The organism is Dyella sp. BiH032 (assembly GCF_031954525.1).
GTDB lineage: Bacteria > Pseudomonadota > Gammaproteobacteria > Xanthomonadales > Rhodanobacteraceae > Dyella_D.
The window spans coordinates 1,935,152-1,954,420 of record NZ_CP134867.1 but is presented as its reverse complement, the minus strand read 5'-3'; the positions used below and the strand labels follow the sequence as shown (position 1 = coordinate 1,954,420).

The 19,269-nt window shown below is 68.4% G+C and carries 18 protein-coding genes; 5 read left to right on the top strand and 13 right to left on the bottom strand.

Annotated elements, in window-relative coordinates; genetic code table 11:
* The first annotated feature begins 42 nt into the window (after positions 1 to 42).
* Together RKE25_RS08645 and RKE25_RS08640 are read left to right on the top strand one after the other, a co-directional pair.
* On the top strand, positions 43 to 1,203 hold the full coding sequence (locus RKE25_RS08645; RefSeq protein ID WP_311842359.1) for a glycosyltransferase family 1 protein: 1,161 nt from the start codon (positions 43 to 45) through the stop codon (positions 1,201 to 1,203).
* Entirely contained in the window at positions 1,172 to 1,747 is a 576-nt protein-coding gene (locus tag RKE25_RS08640) for a phosphatase PAP2 family protein (protein WP_311841833.1), read from the top strand. The genes RKE25_RS08645 and RKE25_RS08640 overlap by 32 nt, the downstream gene beginning before the upstream one ends.
* Positions 1,748 to 2,499: 752 nt before the next feature.
* Here RKE25_RS08640 and accD read toward each other — a convergent pair.
* From accD to trpB, 3 genes are all read right to left on the bottom strand, one after another.
* Entirely contained in the window at positions 2,500 to 3,369 is an 870-nt protein-coding gene (gene accD, locus RKE25_RS08635) for an acetyl-CoA carboxylase, carboxyltransferase subunit beta (protein ID WP_311841832.1), read from the bottom strand.
* Positions 3,370 to 3,552: 183 nt separating this feature from the next.
* The gene (gene trpA / locus RKE25_RS08630) at positions 3,553 to 4,353 is read right to left on the bottom strand and encodes a tryptophan synthase subunit alpha (RefSeq protein WP_311841831.1); all 801 of its coding nucleotides are present in this window, start codon (positions 4,351 to 4,353) and stop codon (positions 3,553 to 3,555) included.
* Positions 4,350 to 5,555: a tryptophan synthase subunit beta gene (gene trpB / locus RKE25_RS08625; protein WP_311841830.1), complete on the bottom strand. Its 1,206-nt coding sequence runs from the start codon at positions 5,553 to 5,555 to the stop codon at positions 4,350 to 4,352. Before trpB ends, trpA begins: the two co-directional genes overlap by 4 nt.
* Positions 5,556 to 5,672: 117 nt before the next feature.
* Here trpB and RKE25_RS08620 point away from each other — a divergent pair, with 117 nt between their 5' ends.
* Positions 5,673 to 6,569, top strand: coding sequence for a LysR family transcriptional regulator (locus RKE25_RS08620; protein ID WP_311841829.1), 897 nt, complete (start codon positions 5,673 to 5,675; stop codon positions 6,567 to 6,569).
* A 234-nt stretch (positions 6,570 to 6,803) separates the two neighbouring features.
* Here RKE25_RS08620 and RKE25_RS08615 read toward each other — a convergent pair whose 3' ends face one another.
* The 9 genes from RKE25_RS08615 to prmB form a co-directional block, all read right to left on the bottom strand.
* Positions 6,804 to 7,421: a phosphoribosylanthranilate isomerase gene (locus RKE25_RS08615; protein ID WP_311841828.1), complete on the bottom strand. Its 618-nt coding sequence runs from the start codon at positions 7,419 to 7,421 to the stop codon at positions 6,804 to 6,806.
* A complete protein-coding gene (truA, locus tag RKE25_RS08610; RefSeq protein ID WP_311841827.1) occupies positions 7,418 to 8,185 on the bottom strand; it encodes a tRNA pseudouridine(38-40) synthase TruA in 768 nt (255 codons plus the stop codon). Before truA ends, RKE25_RS08615 begins: the two co-directional genes overlap by 4 nt.
* 230 nt (positions 8,186 to 8,415) lie before the next feature.
* Positions 8,416 to 10,812: a FimV/HubP family polar landmark protein gene (locus tag RKE25_RS08605; protein WP_311841826.1), complete on the bottom strand. Its 2,397-nt coding sequence runs from the start codon at positions 10,810 to 10,812 to the stop codon at positions 8,416 to 8,418.
* A gap of 165 nt (positions 10,813 to 10,977) precedes the next feature.
* A complete protein-coding gene (locus RKE25_RS08600) occupies positions 10,978 to 11,259 on the bottom strand; it encodes a hypothetical protein (protein ID WP_311841825.1) in 282 nt (93 codons plus the stop codon).
* Entirely contained in the window at positions 11,259 to 12,287 is a 1,029-nt protein-coding gene (locus RKE25_RS08595; RefSeq protein ID WP_311841824.1) for an aspartate-semialdehyde dehydrogenase, read from the bottom strand. Before RKE25_RS08595 ends, RKE25_RS08600 begins: the two co-directional genes overlap by 1 nt.
* A 128-nt stretch (positions 12,288 to 12,415) precedes the next feature.
* Positions 12,416 to 13,420 (bottom strand): D-glycerate dehydrogenase, encoded by a 1,005-nt coding sequence (locus RKE25_RS08590; protein WP_311841823.1) that lies wholly within the window; start codon positions 13,418 to 13,420, stop codon positions 12,416 to 12,418.
* A 52-nt stretch (positions 13,421 to 13,472) separates the two neighbouring features.
* Positions 13,473 to 14,561, bottom strand: a complete 1,089-nt coding sequence (gene aroC / locus RKE25_RS08585; protein WP_311841822.1) for a chorismate synthase — start codon at positions 14,559 to 14,561, stop codon at positions 13,473 to 13,475.
* 34 nt (positions 14,562 to 14,595) lie between these two features.
* Positions 14,596 to 15,186, bottom strand: a complete 591-nt coding sequence (locus RKE25_RS08580; RefSeq protein ID WP_311841821.1) for a GNAT family protein — start codon at positions 15,184 to 15,186, stop codon at positions 14,596 to 14,598.
* The gene (gene prmB, locus RKE25_RS08575) at positions 15,143 to 16,066 is read right to left on the bottom strand and encodes a 50S ribosomal protein L3 N(5)-glutamine methyltransferase (RefSeq protein WP_311841820.1); all 924 of its coding nucleotides are present in this window, start codon (positions 16,064 to 16,066) and stop codon (positions 15,143 to 15,145) included. The genes RKE25_RS08580 and prmB overlap by 44 nt, the downstream gene beginning before the upstream one ends.
* Before the next feature lie 108 nt (positions 16,067 to 16,174).
* Between prmB and asd the strand changes: the two genes are divergently transcribed.
* Positions 16,175 to 17,017 carry an archaetidylserine decarboxylase gene (asd, locus tag RKE25_RS08570; protein ID WP_311841819.1) on the top strand — a complete coding sequence of 281 codons (843 nt, stop codon included), beginning with the start codon at positions 16,175 to 16,177 and terminating at the stop codon, positions 17,015 to 17,017.
* Between the two features lie 130 nt (positions 17,018 to 17,147).
* Positions 17,148 to 17,585 carry a hypothetical protein gene (locus RKE25_RS08565; protein ID WP_311841818.1) on the top strand — a complete coding sequence of 146 codons (438 nt, stop codon included), beginning with the start codon at positions 17,148 to 17,150 and terminating at the stop codon, positions 17,583 to 17,585.
* 113 nt (positions 17,586 to 17,698) lie between these two features.
* On the opposite strand, the gene RKE25_RS08560 is transcribed toward RKE25_RS08565, so the two are convergent.
* Complete coding sequence (locus tag RKE25_RS08560) at positions 17,699 to 19,195, bottom strand: transglycosylase SLT domain-containing protein (RefSeq protein WP_311841817.1); 1,497 nt, start codon at positions 19,193 to 19,195, stop codon at positions 17,699 to 17,701.
* Positions 19,196 to 19,269 lie beyond the last annotated feature (74 nt).

Below are 19,269 nucleotides of genomic sequence, written 5' to 3'. Positions count from 1 at the left end.
CGCCTGGAGACGAAGCTGTGCCGGGCCAGCACAGGTATCGCCATGCGCATCGGCATCGTCACTGAGACTTATCCGCCGGAAATCAACGGGGTCGCACTCACCGTGCACAGCCTCGCTGCCGGCCTCGCCGCACGCGGCCATACCGTCGAACTGATCCGGCCGCGCCAGGCCGAGCCTTTTCGCGACGAGCCCGGCATCTTCGCCGTCGAGATGCGCGGCGCGGCCCTGCCCCGCTATCCAGGCCTGCGTTTCGGTCTGCCGGCCGGCCGTGCGCTGCGCGAGCGCTGGGGCCGCCTTCGTCCGGACGCCATCTATGTCGCGACCGAAGGCCCTCTCGGCTGGTCCGCGGTGCGCGCAGCCAACAGCCTGGGCATCCCGGCGGCGACCGGCTTCCACACCCGCTTCGACACCTACGCCAACCACTACGGCGTAGGGTTCCTGACCCCGATCGTGCGCGGCTACCTGCGCCGCTTCCATCGCCGCGCGGCCGCCACGCTGGTGCCCACGGAGGCGCTGGCGAACGAGCTGGCCGCGCTCGGCGTGGACTCCGCACGCTTGCTCCGCCGCGCGGTGGATACACAGCTATTCCACCCCCGGTACCGCGACGCCGAACTGCGCGCATCCTGGGGCGTAGACGGCAATACGCCTGTGGTGCTCTATGTCGGACGCATCGCGCCGGAAAAGAACCTGGACCTGGCGGTCCGCGCCTTCCGCGCGATCCAGCGCGAAGTGCCCAAGGCCCGCTATGTGTGGGTGGGCGACGGTCCTTCCCGCGCGGCGCTGGAAGCGGCGCATCCCGACTTCATCTTCGCCGGCGTGCAGCGTGGGGAAGCCCTCGCGCGCCACTACGCCAGCGCCGACCTGTTCCCCTTCCCCAGCCTGAGCGAAACCTTCGGCAACGTGATCCTGGAAGCGCTGGCCGCCGGCCTGCCGGTGGTCGCCTATGAGGAAGGCGCCGCGCGCGAGCACCTGGTGTCCGGCACCAACGGCTACCGCATCGCCCCGGGCGAAGAACGCGCCTTCATCGAAGCCGCCGCCACCCTCGCGGCCAATGCCAGCCTGATCCGCCACATGGGGCGCGCGGCCCAGGCGAGCATCGCCAGCCTTTCGCCTGACGCGGTGATCCGCGATTTCGAATCCCTGTTGCGCACCCTGGCCAAGGAGCACAGCGATGAACACCCTGCCGCCGCTGCACACGCCTGAGCTCTCGCCCACCGGGCCCCGGTTCGCCATCGACCGGCGCATCTGCGTCGCCGCCAACCATTGGGGCGCGCGCCGCGCCGTCGGGGTGTTCTTCGGCATCATCAGCCGCCTCGGAGACGGCGTGTTCTGGTATTCGCTGATGCTGGCCCTGGCCTTGATCGATGGGCGCCGAGGACTGGTCGCCGCCGCGCAGATGGCCGCAACCGGCCTCACCGCCCTGCTGCTGTACCGGCTGCTCAAGCGCTGGACCCGCCGCCCTCGCCCCTTCCGCGCCTGCCCCGGGGTGATCGCACACGTGCCGCCGCTCGACGAGTTCAGCTTTCCCTCGGGCCATACCCTGCAGGCGGTGAGCTTCACCATCGTGGCGCTGGCCTGGTACCCGCTGCTCGCGCCACTGCTGCTGACATTCACCGCACTGGTCGCCGCCTCTCGCGTGGTACTCGGCCTGCACTATCCGAGCGACGTGCTCGCCGCGACCGTCATCGGCGGTGCGCTCGGCTCGCTGTCGCTCTGGCTGCTGCCCGCGGTGCACTGGGTGCACTGAGCGCTGCGCAATTCGTCGTCACGGCGTCATACCCGTCTTTGCGATCAGCCAGATAGACCACCTATCCACAGGCTTCTCCCAGGCAGCTCCACAAACGCTGTGGAAAACCGATGGTTGCGCAACGCATGCTGCGCAAAACATCGCCATGTCGTAGCAAGTGCCGGTTGTCAAAGGCGGTCTTCGCGGTTGTCCACAAGCTTGCACAGCGCGCATCCACAGACGCTGTGGAAAAACGTGCGCGCGGCAGCGCCCGCACCGGTTGTCGAAAATCTCGTCAACACAAGCCAAGTGCTTGTCGCCAAAGATCGCAACCGGCTTTGTCCACAGACTTGTGCTATCCGAATCCACAGCGACTGTGGAAAACCTCGCGCCGCGCGGCGCCTGCATGACGAAATATTTGGCAACGCGTGCGTGACATAAGCACGTCAACCACTTGGATGCCTTTTCCACAGGCTCGCCGGAGGAACATCCACAGCGGCTGTGGAAAACACACCTCAGGAGGATGTCGTCGTATCGCCAGGCGCCTGCATGCGTCACGCGCGCGCGAAGCAGTTCGCCAACGCTTCCCACGCATGCCTATGGCGACGGACTGCGCATCGCGCAGGCCAGACAACGCGCTCAATCACTTGCATGGCTTTTCCACAGCATCGCCCGCGAGCCATCCACATCCGCTGTGGACAAATGGCGCGCCCGAAAACGACGATGCCGCCTCGCGGCGGCATCGTGGATTCGCGGGAAAGAAGGAAAACCTCTCAGGCCGCGCGCGGCGCCTTCGCCAGGATGCCAAGCATGTCGGCGAGCTTGTCCCGCATTTCGCGCCGGTCAACGATCAGATCGATCGCACCATGCTCCAGCAGGAACTCCGAGCGCTGGAAGCCTTCCGGCAGGGTCTCGCGCACGGTCTGTTCGATCACGCGCGGACCGGCGAAGCCGATCAGCGCCTTCGGCTCGGCCACATTGATATCGCCCAGCATGCCCAGGCTGGCGGACACGCCGCCGGTGGTCGGATCGGTGAGCACGCTGATGTACGGCACGCCGGCGTCGCGCAGGCGCGCCAGCGCGGCGGAGGTTTTGGCCATCTGCATCAGCGAGAACAGCGACTCCTGCATGCGCGCGCCGCCGGTGGCGGAAAAGCACACCAGCGCGCTGCCGTCGGCCAGCGCGCGTTCGGCCGCGCGCGCGAACTTCTCGCCCACTACCGAGCCCATCGAGCCGCCGACGAAGGCATAGTCGAACGCGACGGCCATGAGCGGCCGGCCCTTGAGCTTGCCGTTCATGGCCACCAGCGCGTCCTTCTCGCCGGTGTTCTTCTGCGCGGTGACGATGCGATCGCGGTACTTCTTGGAGTCGCGGAACTTCAGCGGGTCGGTAGGCTCCATGCTCGCCCACAGCTCCTGGGCGGAACCCTCGTCCAGGAAGGACTGCAGGCGCGCCCGCGCGCGGATGGCATGGTGATGGCCGCACTTGGGGCAGACCATCAGGTTGCGCTCCAGCTCCGGTCGATACAGTACCGTGCCGCAGCCCTCGCACTTTTCCCACACGCCCTCCGGCACCTTGCCCTTGCCGGCGGTGGAACTCTGCGTGCGCACACGCGGGGTCATGATTTTCTGCAGCCAGTTCATAGCCGTACCTAGCCGTACCTCTGGAAAGGCGGCGATTCTACCCGAGAAGCCGTTGACCGCCTGTACGGGGCCGTATGCCGGGCTCGCCCGGACCCCAGCGGTCGCTTTTGCGGTGCCCGGGCAGGGGCCGATGCCAGCAGCGTGGTGGTATCAGCGGAACTCAGCCGTGAACGTTCCTTTGGCTCATCCGCCGTCGAGCGCCGCGCGGATCGGCGCCAGGAACGTCCTGGCCCGCGCGGCCGCATCCTCTCCGTTCGCGGCCTCCGCGAGGCGTTCGACCAGTGCGCTGCCGATGACGACCGCATCGGCGAAACCCGCAATGGCCTTGGCCGACTGCGCATCGCGGACGCCGAAGCCCACGGCCACCGGCGCCCTGGCGTCGCGGCGGATCTGCGCGACGCGCGCGCCGATCTCGTCCGGGCTCAATCGCGCCGCGCCGGTGATGCCGGCGAACGACACGTAGTACAGAAAACCTTCCGCAGCCTCGCACAGCCGGCGCATGCGCTCTGGCGCCGTGGTCGGCGCCGCCAGCAGGATCTGGCGCAGTCCGGCGGCCTTCAACGGGCCCAGTACGGCGGATTCTTCCAGCGGGCAATCCACCAGCAGTACGCCATCCACGCCAGCGGCGGCCGCCTCGATCGCGAAGCGTTCGTAGCCATGAATCTCCACCGGATTGAGGTAGCCCATCAGCACGACCGGCGTGTCCGCGTCGCGGCGACGGAAGTCGGCCACCCAGCCCAGCACGTCGGCCAGGCCCACGCCCTTGGCGATCGCCCGCTCGCTGGCGTGCTGGATCACCGGGCCATCGGCCATCGGATCGGAGAACGGCACGCCCAGTTCGATCAGGTCGGCGCCCGCCGCGACGAGCGCGTGCATGAGTTCCACCGTGTGCTCCGGTGCAGGATCGCCGGCGGTGACGAAGGGAATCAGTCCGGTCCGGCCGGCGGCCTTGAGGGCTTCGAAACGGCGGTCGATGCGGTTCATACCTGCACTCCTTCGCGGGCGGCGATGGTATGCACGTCCTTGTCGCCGCGGCCGGACAGGTTGCACAGCACCAGTTGGTCTTTCGGCATGCCGCGGGCGAGCTTCATCGCCTGCGCGACCGCATGGCTGGATTCGAGCGCTGCGAGAATGCCTTCGGTACGCGCCAGCAGATGGAACGCCTCCAGCGCCTCGTCGTCGGTGACGCCGACGTATTCGGCACGGCCGGCATCCTTGAGGAAGGCGTGCTCGGGGCCGACGCCCGGATAATCGAGGCCGGCCGAGACCGAGTGCGTTTCGGTGATCTGGCCATCGTCGTCGCACAGCACATAGGTGCGATTGCCGTGCAGCACGCCCGGACGGCCTGCCGCCAGCGACGCGGCGTGGTGCCCGCTGGCGATCCCCTCGCCCGCCGCTTCGGCGCCGACGATGCGCACGTCGGCATCGTTGAGGAAGGCGTGGAACAGGCCGATCGCATTGGAACCGCCGCCCACGCAGGCGGTGATCGCGTCGGGCAGCCGTCCGTACTGCTCCAGCATCTGCTCGCGCGCTTCGCGACCGACGATCGCGTTGAAATCGCGCACCATCATCGGGTACGGGTGCGGACCGGCCACGGTACCGATGATGTAGAACGTATCGGCCACGTTGGTCACCCAGTCGCGCATCGCCTCGTTGAGCGCGTCCTTCAGTGTCTTCGAGCCGGAGGTCACCGGCACCACCTCGGCGCCGAGCAGCTTCATGCGATAGACGTTGATCTTCTGTCGCTCGATGTCCACCGCGCCCATGTACACCACGCATTGGAGGCCGAAGCGCGCCGCCACCGTGGCGCTGGCCACGCCATGCTGGCCGGCGCCGGTCTCGGCGATCACCCGCGGCTTGCCCATGCGCTTGGCGACCAGGGCCTGGCCGATGGTGTTGTTGATCTTGTGCGCGCCGGTGTGATTGAGGTCCTCGCGCTTGAGCAGGATCTGCGCGCCGCCCACGTGCTTCGACAGACGCTCGGCGTGATAGATCGGGCTGGGACGGCCCACGTAGTACTTCAGGTCCCGATCCAGCTCGGCGAGGAATTCGGGGTCCTCGCGCAGGCGCAGGTACGCCTCGGTCAGCTCGGCCAGCGGAGCCATCAAGGTCTCGGCGACGTACTGCCCGCCGAAGGCGCCGAAGCGGCCGTGGGCGTCCGGCCAGCGGTGAAAATCCTGGGACATGTGCGATTTCCTCTGAACAGAAAGGCGCCGACGGATCAGCGCCAGGCCGCCAAATTAACCCAATCCGCATCCCGTCGAAAAGCGATAAGATCGCCCCCATTCGTGAGGAAAAGTCACATGTCTTCCAGCCGCGAACTCCCCCCGCTCAACGCGTTGCGCGCCTTCGAGGCGACCGCGCGCCTGGGCGGCATCAGCCACGCAGCGGCGGAACTGCACGTCACCCATGGCGCCGTCAGCCGGCACGTGCGCGCGCTGGAAGAAGCACTCGGGCGGCCGTTGTTTGCCCGCCAGGGCCGCGGGCTGGCGCTGACCGCCGCCGGCGAATCGCTGCGCGAGGGCGTCACTGAAGCGTTCGAGCAGCTGCGCGAGGTCTGGATGCGCGCCTCTCGCGGCCAGGCGGAGGCACCGTTCGTGCTCGGCTGTCCCGGCAGCCTGCTGGCGCGCTGGATGATCCCGCGCCTCGACCGCCTGAAGCACGACCTGCCCGCACTGAAGCTGCATCTTTCCGCGCAGGAAACGCCCTTCGATGCCGCGCTGGCCGGCCTTGACGGCGCATTGCTTCTGGCCGAGCCGCCATGGCCGGCCGAATGGCGGGTGCACGAGCTGGCTTCGGAGCGCATCGGTCCCGTCGTCAGTCCGCGCTATCCGGGCGCGAAGTCCCTGGCAGGACAACCGCCCACGGCCTTGCTCGGCGAGACGCTGCTGCATACCGCTTCGCGCCCGCAGGCCTGGCCGCAGTGGGCTGCGCGGGCGGACTTGCCGCCCGAGCGCCTGCACTACGGCCAGGGCTTCGACCATCTCTATTACCTGCTCGAAGCGGCGGTCGCCGGACTGGGCGTGGCGATCGCGCCGGAACAACTGGTCGCCGACGACCTCGCCAGCGGCCGGCTGCTGGCGCCCTGGGGCTTCGAGACCACGCCCGCCCGCTGGATATTGGCGACGCCGCGCCGCGCGTCGGGCCCCTGGCCCGATGCCCTCGCCACCTGGCTACGTCACCGTTTGAGCGAACGCTGAGCGTCTCCACGGCGCGCCGCCAAGCGCGTCACGGACCGGCCGCATCGCACCACGCAGACGTGCTCGCAGGCGTCATGCAGGCAACGGGACGCCGCCGGGCCGAATGTGCGCGTGAAGCCGGACCGCGACGGACGCCGGCAGCGCATTCCGAACAACCTGCACATGGGATCGATGACGGGACGGCATGCCGCAATCGGTCGCCGCAAGACAGCGGCCATCCGAACGAGCAGGCGCTCAGCCGGTCTGCCGCACCGCTTCGATGAAAGCGTACATCTTTTCCGCGTCCTTGATCCCCGGCGCTGACTCGATGCCGCTGGACACGTCCACGGCCCACGGCTGCGCGACGCGGATCGCATGGGCGACGTTCGCCGCGCTGAGACCGCCGGCAAGGATCAACGGCTGGGCAAGGTCCGTCGGCATCAGCGACCAGTCGAACGCTTTCCCGCTGCCGCCGGCCTCGCCCAGGCCGTGTCCGTCCAGCAACAACCCCGCCGCGCGCGGATAGGCGCGAAGCCGAGGCAGCGCCGAGGCGCCCTCGCCCATGGCGATCGCCTTCAGATAGCGGTGCCCGAACTGGGCACACCAGTCGTCGCTTTCGTCGCCGTGAAATTGCAGCAGGTCCGGCTGAACTTCCTTGAGCACTTCGCGCACGTAAGCGGCCTCGTCGTCCATGAACAGCGCCACCGTGCTCACGAATGGCGGCAAGGCCGCGCAGATGGCCTTGGCCTGGGCGATCCCGACCTGCCGTTTGCTGCGCGCGGTAAAGATCACTCCGATCGCATCGGCACCGTACTGCGCGGCCAGTTGTGCGTCCTCTGCGCGCGTCATGCCGCAGCATTTGATGCGGGTCATTGGCTTACCTCCGCCGGCAGGCCCCAATGCGATTCATAGCGCGGCCCCAGGAAAGTCAGCCCGGAAGCGGGTGCGGTCGGGCCGGCGACCTCGCGATCGCGTCCGGCCAGCAGCTCGCCCACCCACGCAGGCGCCTGCTCGCCACGCCCCACCGGCAGCAGCGAGCCGACGATGTTGCGCACCATGTGGTGCAGGAAAGCGTTCGCCTCGATCTCCACGATCACTTGTTCCTCTTCACGCCGCACGCTCACGCCCAGCACCTGGCGCCGCGCATGCGCTGCCTGGCAGGAGACCGCGCGAAAGGCGCTGAAATCATGCTCGCCGACCAGCGCCTGCGCCGCTTCGTGCATACGTTCCGCATCGAGCGGCAGGCGCTCCCAGGTGACGTAACGGGCATCCAGCGCGGCACGCACCGGACGATTGAGAATGCGGTAGCGATAGCGTCGGCTGCGGGCCGAGAAGCGCGCATGGAAATCCTCCCGCACCTCCTGCGCCCAGAGCACCGCGACACTGCGCGGCAGATTCGCGCAGGCCCCCAATACCCAACCGCGCGGATCGCGCTGGGCGTCGGTGTCGAAGTGCACAACCTGACAACGGCCATGCACGCCAGCGTCCGTACGGCCGGCGCAGATGACGTCGACCGGATGCGCTGCCACGAACGACAGCGCCTTCTCCAACGCCCCCTGCACGGTGGAGCCGTGGGTCAGCCGCTGCCAGCCGAGAAAGTCGGTGCCGTCGTATTCGATGCCCAGGGCAATGCGCATGAGGGGGTAAGACGAAGCTGCAAGGCCGCCGAGATTAGCATCCCGGCCCGGGCGCACCTTCAGCGAGCCGGCCGCATACGTCGCACATGCCCCGCCTTGTCGGGACGACGTACGCTCAGGGCCGCAAAACATGGGCGCTGACCGGCCAGCCATTCCTGGGTGTGCGGCCCCGAAACGCATCGGGCCGGCATGCGCCGGCCCGAGTGGCTCCAACCAATCTCGCGCGGGGCTCAGCGGATGCCGTCGAGCAGCTTCTGCGCCACGTCTTTCTGCATCTGGGTGCCTTCGTGCAGCACCTCTTCCAGCATCGCCCGGGCGCCGTCCGGATCGCCCATGTCGAGGTATGCGCGGGCCAGGTCCAGCTTGGTGTCGACCGGGTCGTCGTTGAAACCGTCCAGGTGCGAATCGCCTTCGTGCGCGAACTCGTCCCTGGACGGAGACTGCGCCGGCGGCGCGGCCGGAATCTCTTCCTCCAGGTCCGCGAACTGCCAGGTCGACACGGGCTCATGCCCGGCCTGCGCCGGTTCCGGCTCGGCCGGCGACGAAGCCGGCGCGGCGCTGGACAGCGGACGCGGCGTGAGGTCGAAATCGAAATGGTATTCGCTGACTTTCGGGTTCTTCGGCGGCACCGGCGCGGCGGGGATCGGCGGGATCTCGTCGTGCGAATCGTCCGCATAACGGTCCAGATCGAACTGATGCAGGGCCTCGTGCTCGTCTTCATCCTGCGGCGGCCGCGGCATGCTGCCCGGCTTGGCGAACAGGGGGTGCTCCGGCGCCAAGTCTTCGCCCATGGCGACGACGTCCAGCCATTCGGGCTGGTCCGTGCCGGTGATGTGGGCGTGCATGGCTTCCGCGGCGGCCTCGAAATGATCGACGTCGCGGCGGCTGTAGTAGAGGCTCACCAGTTCCAGATGCAGGCCGACGTCGTCCGGATGCTCGGCCAGTTGGTCGAGCAGTTCGTCCTGGTCCGGATCGGCGCTGCCGATGGCCGGCTCGGCGCCGAAGCGGTCGGCCAGCGAGGAGGAGGAGGCCTTCGATGCGACCGGCGCCTTCTTCCTGCGCCCGAGCAGCGCGGCCAGAAGCAGCAGCACCACGGCGCCGGCCGCGGCAGCGAGCGCCCAGGTCTGCATGTACCAGGGCTCTTCCACCGGCGCCGGAGGCGCCACGGGGGCAGGCTTGGGCGCCGCCGGCTTGGTCGCGGGCTGGCTCGCCGCAGGCTGGCTCGCCACTGCCGCGGCAGCCGCAGTGCCAGCATGGGCCGGGGCGGAACTGGCGCCGGCAGGCGTCACGGCCAAGGTCGGGCTCGCCTCGCCAGTAGGCTTGGCGGCGGCACTCGCCGAAGCCGCGGGCTTCGCGGCTTCGGGGGCGGGCTTGGTTTCTGCGGGCTTGGTCTCGGCAGGCTTGGCTTCCGCGAGCGCCGGCGCGGCGGCAGCCGGCTTCGCGGGGGCGCCGCCGGCCTTGCGGGCCTCGGCCAGCTGGCGCTGGAGATCGGCGATCTCGTTGTCCTTCAGCGCCAGCAGCTTGGTGTTCTTCTGGTTGATGTCCTCGAGATCCTTGAGGCGCGACTTCAGTTCGTTGCCCTGCTGCTCGAGCGACGCCATCGCTTCCTTGCTGCGCAGGAGATCCTCGCGCAGCGCCGCGCCCTTCGCATCCTTGTCGCCCTTCGCGCTGCCGCCGGCGGCGCCCTGGGCACCCTCCTTCGCGGGCACCAGGGACAGGCGGTCGGAAGGCTCGCTCTTGCCCGTGGTCGGCGCGGTGGAGGCGGACGGCCGCGTGCCGGCATCGGCCACGCTGGTCGGAGCGCGGGCGGCGCCAGAACTCCAGTCGCCGTTCTGGCGGCGGACTTCGGCGGCAGCGGCGGCCACGGCCATCGCCTGTGCATCGTCGCGCGACGGCACGCGCAGCACGGCGCCGGTCTTCAGTGCGTTGATGTTGTCGCGATAGAACGCGTCAGGATTGGCCTGCTTGAGGGCCAGCAGCATCTGATTGATGTCCACGCCCTGCGGAGCGGTTTCCTTGGCGATGGACGACAGCGTCTGTCCACGCTCGACCGGACCGTACTGGCCACCCGCGGCCGGCGCCGGCTTGGCAGCGGCAGGCTTGGGCGCCGGCTTGGCCGGGGCGGGTGCCTGTGCCTGCTCTTCTGTGGCCGGCTTGGGTGCTTCGCGGCGCGAGGGTTTGGAAGCTGCCGGCGCCTGCGTGGGCGCGCGCGCGACGGGCGCGGCCGACGACGACGCACTCGGCGGATCGAGCAGGATGGCGAATTCGCGCACGCTCTTGCCCTGCGCGTTGCTGACTTCCACCAGCAGATCGAGGTAAGGATCGTTCACCGGCGCAGTGCTGGTGATGCGGATGACCTTGCGGCCGCCACCGCCGTCCACCACCGCGAACTGCAGCGGTACGTTGGGCGCGCCGCTGATGCCGGCCTTGGCGAAATCCTCGCCGGAGGCGAGGCGCGCGGACAAGTTCTGCAGTTCCGAGGGATGCTCGGGGTTCAGCGGAATCTCGGCCAGCAAAGGCTGTCCCAGCGCCGACTTGACCTGGATCTGGCCCAGCTCGAGTGCGGCGGCCTGGGTGCTGCCTAGTGCCAGCGCAAGCAGCACCGACAGTCTCAACGAACGATTCATCGCGTGTTCCCCCGAACTACCCCGTGACGTTTCTTATGTAGCCCGCCGCGTACGACGGCTATACCGGCAATAAGACGCCACTTTAAGTTAGAAAAAGGCCCGCCAACAATAGCTGCGGCCGATATTTACGACGCATTGCTGCGAGCAGTTCTCGCTGCCGCCCGGTCAGGGACCCTTGCCGGGAACGGCCCGGGCACCCTTCAGTTGTTCCAGCTGGCGGCGCAGGTCGGCAATGGCCCGGTCCTGTTCCTCCATCTTGCGGTCGGCCTCTTGGCTCTTCGCTTCTTCCGAGGCGACGTCCTGCTGCAGGCGCGCCACTTCGTCCGTCTTGCCGCTCACCTTCTGGCCGACGCCGCCATGGGGGGCTTTCGCCCCCTGTCCCGGAACGGCCGCCCAAGCCGGCGCCGCGACCATGAAGCACCATGCCACCCACGCGAACCGCCGCATCACAGGTAATCCTTCACCAGCAGCTCGGCGATCTGCACCGCGTTGAGCGCGGCGCCCTTGCGGATGTTGTCGGAGACGACCCACAGGTCCAGGCCGCGCTCGTGCGAAATATCTTCGCGGATGCGCCCCACGAACACTGGGTCCTTGCCGGCCGCGTCGCCCACCGGCGTGGGATAACCGCCCGCCTTGCGATCATCCTGCACGACCACGCCCTCGGCCTTCTCCAGCAGCGCGCGGGCGCGCTCGGCCGTGATCTTGTTGCGCGTCTCGATGTGCACCGCCTCCGAGTGGCCGTAGAACACCGGCACGCGCACCGCGGTCGGATTCACCTGGATGGTGTCGTCCTCCAGGATCTTGCGGGTCTCCCAGACCATCTTCATTTCTTCCTTGGTGTAGCCGTTGGCCTGGAATTCGTCGATGTGCGGGATCACATTGAACGCGATCTGCTTCGGGAACTTCGACTGTTCCACGTCCTGGAAATTGAGCAGCGCGGCCGTCTGCTTGCCGAGCTCTTCCATGCCCGAACGGCCCGCGCCGGACACCGACTGGTAGGTGGCCACGTTGATGCGCTCGATGCCCGCTTCGCGGTGGATCGGCGCCAGCGCCACCAGCATCTGCATGGTCGAGCAGTTGGGGTTGGCGATGATGCCGCGCGTGGTGTACCGCGCAATGGCGTGCGGATTGACCTCGCTGACCACCAGCGGGATGTCGTCCTGGTAGCGGAACTCCGAGGTGTTGTCGATCACCACCGCGCCCGCCGCCGCAGCGCGCGGCGCGTGCTCGCGGCTGACCGAGCCGCCGGCGGAGAAGAAGGCGATGTCCACGCCGGCGAAGTCGTAGTCGGCAAGATTGCGCACGGTGACCGATTTGCCGGCGAACTCCACTTTGCCGCCCGCCGAACGCTCGCTGGCCAGCGGCACCAGCTCGCCGACCGGGAATTTGCGCTCTGCGAGGATCGACAGCAGGGTCTCGCCCACGGCGCCCGTCGCGCCGACCATCGCCACCTTGTAGCTGCTCTTCTTGCTCATGTTCCGGTAATCAGTTGAGAGATATCGGAGATCCGTCCGAACGGGGCCGACATCCGCATCAGCGGAAATCTAGCCGGGGTAGCCTGCAAAACAATACGCGATCTGCCTGGGCGTGAATGGCATCACGCTTATGGCCAGCGTTTCATCACTTCAGGGTTGAGGGGCGCCGGGGGCTGCCCGGCGCGGGGTCCGTGGCCCAGCGCAGCCAGCACATTATCCGCTGCCAGGTCCGCCATGGCACGGCGGGTGTCTTCGCTGGCGCTGGCAATGTGCGGGCTGAGCAGGACATTGTCGAGGCCCAGCAGGTCCGGATGCAGCGCCGGCTCGCCCTCGAACACGTCCAGGCCGGCCGCCGCCAACCGGCCTTCGCGCAGCGCCGCGGCGAGCGCGGCGTCGTCCACGATGCCGCCGCGGGCCACGTTCACCAGCACCGCCGAGCGCTTCATCAGGGCCAGCTCGGGGGCGCCGATGGCATGGTGGTTCTCGCGGGAGTACGGCAACACCAGGACCAGATGATCGGCCCGGCGCAGCAACTCGTCCTTGCCGACCAGGGTCGCGCGGCATTCGCGCTCCACCGGCTCAGGCAGGCGCGAGCGGTTGTGGTACAGCACGCGCATGTCGAAGCCGGCGCCGCGCCGGGCGATCGCCTGACCGATCCGGCCCATGCCCAGGATGCCCAAGGTCTTGCCGTGGACGTCCACGCCCAGCCAGTCGTCGAAGCGCATGCCGCCGTGCCAGTGCCCCGCGCGCAGCCAGCGCTCGGCGGCATTCGCGCGGCGAGCGGCGCCGAGCATCAGTGCCCATGCGTAGTCGGCCACGGTCTCATTGAGCACGTCGGGCGTGTTGCAGGCGAGGATGCCAGCCCTCGTCAGCGCCGGCACGTCGAGGTTGTTGTAGCCGACGGCGAGGTTGGCGATCACACGCAAGCGTCGGTTGCCGTCCACCACGCCGGCATCCACCGGGTCGGCCAGACTGATGATCGCGGCGTCGACGCCCGCCAGGTATTCGCGCAGCTGCTCGGGCGTGTGCTTGCGCTCCACCGCCTCGGCCTGCACCTCCAGATATTCGGACAGTCGCGCCAGCACGTCGGGGAACAAGGGGCGCGACACCCACACTTTCTGTCTTGCGATCATCGATTCCAACCGGAAATACGTGGCGCGCCGCGACCTCGTGCCGCGCCGGCGCTCAGGGCAAGCGGGGCGACACCTCGCCCACGTCGCCGCACTGGGCGCGATGGCGCAAGGCATGGTCCATCAGTACCAGGGCCATCATGGCCTCGGCGATCGGCGTGGCGCGGATGCCGACGCAGGGGTCGTGGCGGCCCTTGGTCACCACTTCGACCGCTTCGCCGGCCAGGTTCACGCTGTGGCCGGGAATCAGGATGCTGGACGTCGGTTTCAGCGCGATCGAAGCCGTCACGGCCTGGCCCGTGCTGATGCCGCCGAGAATGCCGCCGGCATGGTTGGACGCGAATCCGGCCATGCTCATCTCGTCGCGATGCTGGCTGCCGCGCTGCGCGACGGCGGCAAAACCATCGCCGATCTCCACGCCTTTCACCGCGTTGATCGACATCATCGCGGCGGCAAGGTCGCCGTCCAGCTTGCCGTAGATCGGCTCGCCCCAGCCCGGCGGCACGCCCTCGGCCACCACGTTGACGCGCGCGCCGACCGAATCGCCGGACTTGCGCAGCGCGTCCATCGCTTTCTCCAGCTGCGGCACCTGCGGTGCATGCGGCCAGAAGAACGGGTTCTGCTCGACCGCCTCCCAATCGAAGCCGTCGGGAGCGATCTCGCCCAGCTGCGCGAGATAACCGCGCACCCGCACGCCATGGCGTTCGGCCAGCCATTTCTTGGCGATCACTGCCGCGGCGACGCGCATGGTGGTCTCGCGCGCCGACGAACGCCCACCGCCGCGCGGATCGCGGATGCCGTACTTCTGCCAATAGGTGTAGTCGGCGTGGCCGGGGCGGAACGTGGCGGCGATGTCGCCGTAGTCCTTGCTGCGCTGATCGGTGTTGCGGATCAGCAGCGCGATCGGCGTGCCGGTGGTGCGGCCTTCGTAGACGCCGGAGAGGATTTCCACCTCGTCGGCCTCGCGCCGCTGCGAGGTATGCCGGTTCTTGCCGGTGGCGCGGCGGTCGAGGTCCGCGCGGAAATCGTCTTCGGCGATGGCCAGGCCCGGCGGACAGCCATCGATCACGCAGCCGATGGCCGGGCCGTGGCTTTCGCCGAAGGTGGTGACGGTGAAGATCTTGCCGAAGGAATTGCTGGACACGGGGCGGGCTTTGGCGGAGACGAACCGGCCAAGCTTAACCCGTGCGCGCCCCCGGGTCCCATTCCCGCGCCAGCAGGGCGAACACCAGGTCGTCCGCCCATTCGCTGCGCAGCCAGTAGCTCTCGCGGAAATGGGCCTCCTGCCGCATGCCCAGGGAGCACAGCAGCGCCACGCAGGCCGTATTGCGCGGGTCGACCGACGCCGTCGCGCGGTTGGCGCCGCGCGCAAACGCCCAGCCCAGGGCCGTACGCACGGCTTCGCCCGCATAACCCCGCCCCTGGTGTGCCGGCGCGAGGGTGACGCCGAACTCGACGCTGCCCTTCTCGTCCTCGGGCAGGCTCAGGCCCAGGTCGCCGATCAGCTCGCCGCTCTCGCGCAGACGGATGGCCCGCTGCCACCAGCGCCCGGGTACCGGCTCGGCCGCCAGCGCGGCGATCCAGTCCGCCGCCTCATCCCGCGAGACCGGCTGCCACCCCTGGTAGCGCGACACGACAGGATCGCCGCGATAGGCGAACAGCGCGTCCGCGTCGCCGGAGCGGAGCGCGTCGAGCGTCAGGCGCGGGGTCTGCAGTTCCACGCCGTCAGACGCGGCGCGCCACCGCCGCTGCGCGGATGGCGTCGGCATGCGCCAGCAGATCGCGGCGCTCCAGCGCGAACACACCCATCGCGCCGACCTTGAACTCGATCCACACGAACGGGACTTCGGGCAGCAACGCGGCCAGCGCATGCTCGCTCTCGCCCACCTCGACGATCAGCAGGCCGTCCTCGGTCAGGTGATCGGCGGCTTCGTCCAGGATGCGCAGGCAGATGTCCAGGCCGTCTTCGCCGGAGGTCAGGCCTAGCTTGGGCTCGTGGCTGTATTCGCCCGGCAGCGCGGCGTATTCGTCCTCGGTGACGTACGGCGGATTGGACACGATCAGGTCGTAGCGGCGGCCCTTCACGCCCGCGAACAGGTCGGACTTGATCGCCTCGACGCGGCCCTCGACGTGCTGGAACGCGATGTTCTCGCGCGCCAGCGAGAGCGCTTCGTCGCTGATGTCGACGATATCGACCTGCCAGTCCGGGTTGTACTCGGCCATGGCGATGCCGATGCAGCCCGAACCGGTGCACAGGTCCAGCGCACGCTCGACGTGGCGGTGCTCCATCCAGGGCTGGAAGCCGGATTCGATCAGTTCGGCGATCGGCGAACGCGGCACCAGCGCGCGGCGGTCGCTCTTGAACTTCAGGCCGGCGAACCAGGTTTCGCCGACCAGGTAGGCCACCGGCAGGCGCTCGTTGACGCGGCGCTCGATCAGGCCGAGCACGCGCTCGCGCTCGTCGGCGGTGAGCTTGCCGGCGCCGTAGGCCGGCGGGATGTCCGGCGGCAGATGCAGGCTGGCCAGCACCAGGTGGGTGGCCTCGTCGATCGGGTTGTCGTGGCTATGCCCGAAGGTCAGGCCCGCGGCCGAGAACCGGCTCGCGCCATAGCGGATGAAGTCGATGATGGAGGCGAGTTCGGCGGTCACGGCGGCCAGGGTTCTGCGTCGGGAGGGCCGGCAAGTATAGCCGCTGGCCCCGCTCCCTTCCGGCCCCCCGCTGGCGGGAAAGGCCGGCCTGACCGATATACTCGCCGGATGACCTTCAACGTCCTCCTGCAATACATCCTTCCCCACCGCGCGCTGTCCCGGGTGGTCTATTGGGCAACGCGCTGGACTTTCGCACCGTGGAAGAACTTCCTGATCGGGCAGATCGTGCGCCGCTACCAGGTGGACATGAGCCAGGCGGTGCAGACCGACCCGCTCGCGTACCAGCATTTCAATGCCTTCTTCACCCGCAAGCTGCGCCATGACGCGCGCCGCGCCGATCCGGATCCTGCCGCGCTGATCAGCCCGGCCGATGGCCGCATCAGCCAGGCCGGGCGCATCGTCGACGGGCGCATTTTCCAGGCCAAGGGGCAGGAATACACGGCCGCAGAGCTGCTCGGCGACGAGGCGGCGGCCGTCCCGTACCGCAACGGGCGCTTCGCGACCATCTATCTCTCGCCGCGCGACTACCACCGCGTGCACATGCCGCTGGCCGGCACGCTGAAGGAAACGGTCCACGTGCCCGGCCGCATCTTCAGCGTGGCGCCGTTCGCGGTAGAAGCGATTCCGCGCCTGTTCGCCCGCAACGAGCGCCTGGTCTGTCACTTCGAGAGCGAACGCGGTCCGTTCGTGGTGGTGATGGTCGGCGCCATCCTGGTGTCGTCGGTGGCCACCGTGTGGGACGGCCTGGTGATCCCGCCGTACGCGCCGTCGATCCGCCGCAAGTCCTTCGCCGGACAGAACATTACGCTGGAGCGCTTCGCCGAGATGGCGCGCTTCAACATGGGTTCGACCGTGATCATGCTGCTGCCGGAAGGCATGGCGGAGCTGGACGACCTGCAGCCGCAGCAAGTGGTGAACGTGGGCCAGCGACTGGGGCATCGCCTCGGCTAATTCGATTCGAGTGACGCTTTTTGTCGTTTTGTGACCTTTTTGGCGCAAGATGACGGAAGGCGTGGTTATCCTCCTGAGAATTCATGGCGCGTGGACGCGCCATCCCGAATTCGCGACGAGGAGGAACCGCATGCGCATCGTCAGCCAGATCATCGCCATGAGCCGGACGCGGCAGCTTGCCCGCCAGTTCCGCGAGATCGAGCGCATCGTGCAGTCCCTTCCCCGCCGCAGCCGCTCCCAGCTGGGCATGCTTACCCTCCGCGAGATCGGCCAGGCCTCGCGCAGCGAATTCCCGCATTTGTATGGCACCTCGCCCGACCAGCGCTACTTGCCATGGGGCGAAGGCACCGAGGTGGGCTACGCCCGCGCCCGTTCGGACAACGCGGAGGTCGCCATCCGCGGCATCGCGCTGTGGCTCGCCGTGGCATACCACGAGACCAAGGATTCCCCGCACCTCAAGCTCCAGCTGCAGCACCGCCACCTGCTCAAGGTGTTGCACGGCCTGAAGGAGGCCCACCGCAGCGCGGCCGAAGCGCCGACGAGCGGCAACAGCCTCGCCGCGGCCTGAGCGCGAACCGCGGCGGCCGGTCGTCGCGACTGAGCACCGGCCGGGCGGACTTGCGACAACCCTGGCGCGACGTCACCGGATTCCGGCCCGTGTCGGAATGACGAGTAGGTGGATCAGCGGCAGGCGGGCAATTTCAGGGTCTGCCCCGGCTTGATGTGCTGCTGGCGGATGCCATTGAGCTGGGCCACTTCCTGCACGTCCGAACAGCCCAGCTTGCGCACGATGCCAGCCAGCGTGTCGCCGCGCTTGACGGTGTAGCTGCGTGACTTGGCCGTGGCGGATACGCGGGCAGGCGGCGGATCGGGCGTCGTCGGCACGACGGGAACCACCGCGGTGTGCAGGTCGTTCGCGAGAATCGGCCACGGCCCGTCGGTGCAGCGCGCGGCATAGGGCTTCTCCAGCAGCTTCGGCAGCACCAGCCTCGTACCGGCCGGCAGCGCGACCTGCGGGTCCACGCGCGGATTGAGATTGCGCAGCGTGCGGAACCAGCCGCTGTCCATGCCGCCGGCCGAGCCCAGGCACACGGTCAGCTCGCTGAGCGACGCCGGTCGCGACAGCGTGATGCTGCCCGGTACGCCGTCCACCTTCGGAAAGCGCAGGTTGTAGCTGTCCGGGTGCAGGAACAGCCACGCCGCGGCGAGCACGGCCGGCACGTAGTCGCGGGTTTCCTGCGAAAGCTGGTTGTAGATGCGCGGGTCGTAGAAGCTGACCGCGGTGTCGTCGCCCACCAGGCGACGCATGCGTCCCTCGCCGCCGTTGTATGCAGCGAGGGTCACTTCGAGGTTGTTGTTGAAAATGCCCAGCTGCTCGTCGAGGTATTCCGCGTTCGCGCGCGCGGCCAGGGCCGGGTCGAAGCGCTCGTCGAAACCGCCGTCGCTGTTCAGGCCGAAGCGCAGGCCGGTGGCGTACATGAACTGCAGCGGGCCTGCCGCGCCCGAGCGCGACACCGCATGCACCTTGCCGCCGGACTCCTTCGCCATGATGCCGAACAGGATCGCCTCGGGCAGGTCGCGGCTTTGGTAAGCCGGCCACATCTGGTAACGCATGTATTGGTAATTGACGTAGGCGTCCATGAGATTGGAGCGCCACTGCGTCAGCCACATTTCCAGCGCGGCCTTCACCGGGCCGTTCATGGCGATGAGCTCGGACAGCTTCTGCCCATGCAGCAGCGTCACGCTGCGCTGGGCCTGCGGCAGGCTGGCCGCGCCGGTCTTGCCGGCCGCCGTAGCCTCCGGCATCTGCTCGCCGCTCACTTCCACGTCGTCGCCGAGCGAGAAACTGCCGTCCTTCAAGCGCAGCAGGCGGTCGTAGACCGCGAAGAAACGCTGCGGATCGCATCCCGCCACGCCACCGCACTGCGCCGAGGCGCGCTTGAGCTGCTCCAGCGCGCCGGACAAAGTCTTCTGCGAGGCTGGCGCATCGCCTTCGCGCGCCTGCTGCAGCGCCATCTCGTAGCTCTTGCTGGCCTGATCGAGCTGGCCATACAAGGTATCCAGCTGCGGCGTCGGCGCAGCATGGCTGCCGCCGGAAGTGGCGCAGCCGGCCAGCGCCGAAAGCGCGGCGAATAGAGGCGCCAGGCGCAGGGCGTGAATGGGGAATCTTGCCGGCATGAGGTGGTTCGCATCGAGAAAGTGCCGACGATAGCCGCCGCAAGCACCCGGCTCAACTGAAAAATTCCCATCCT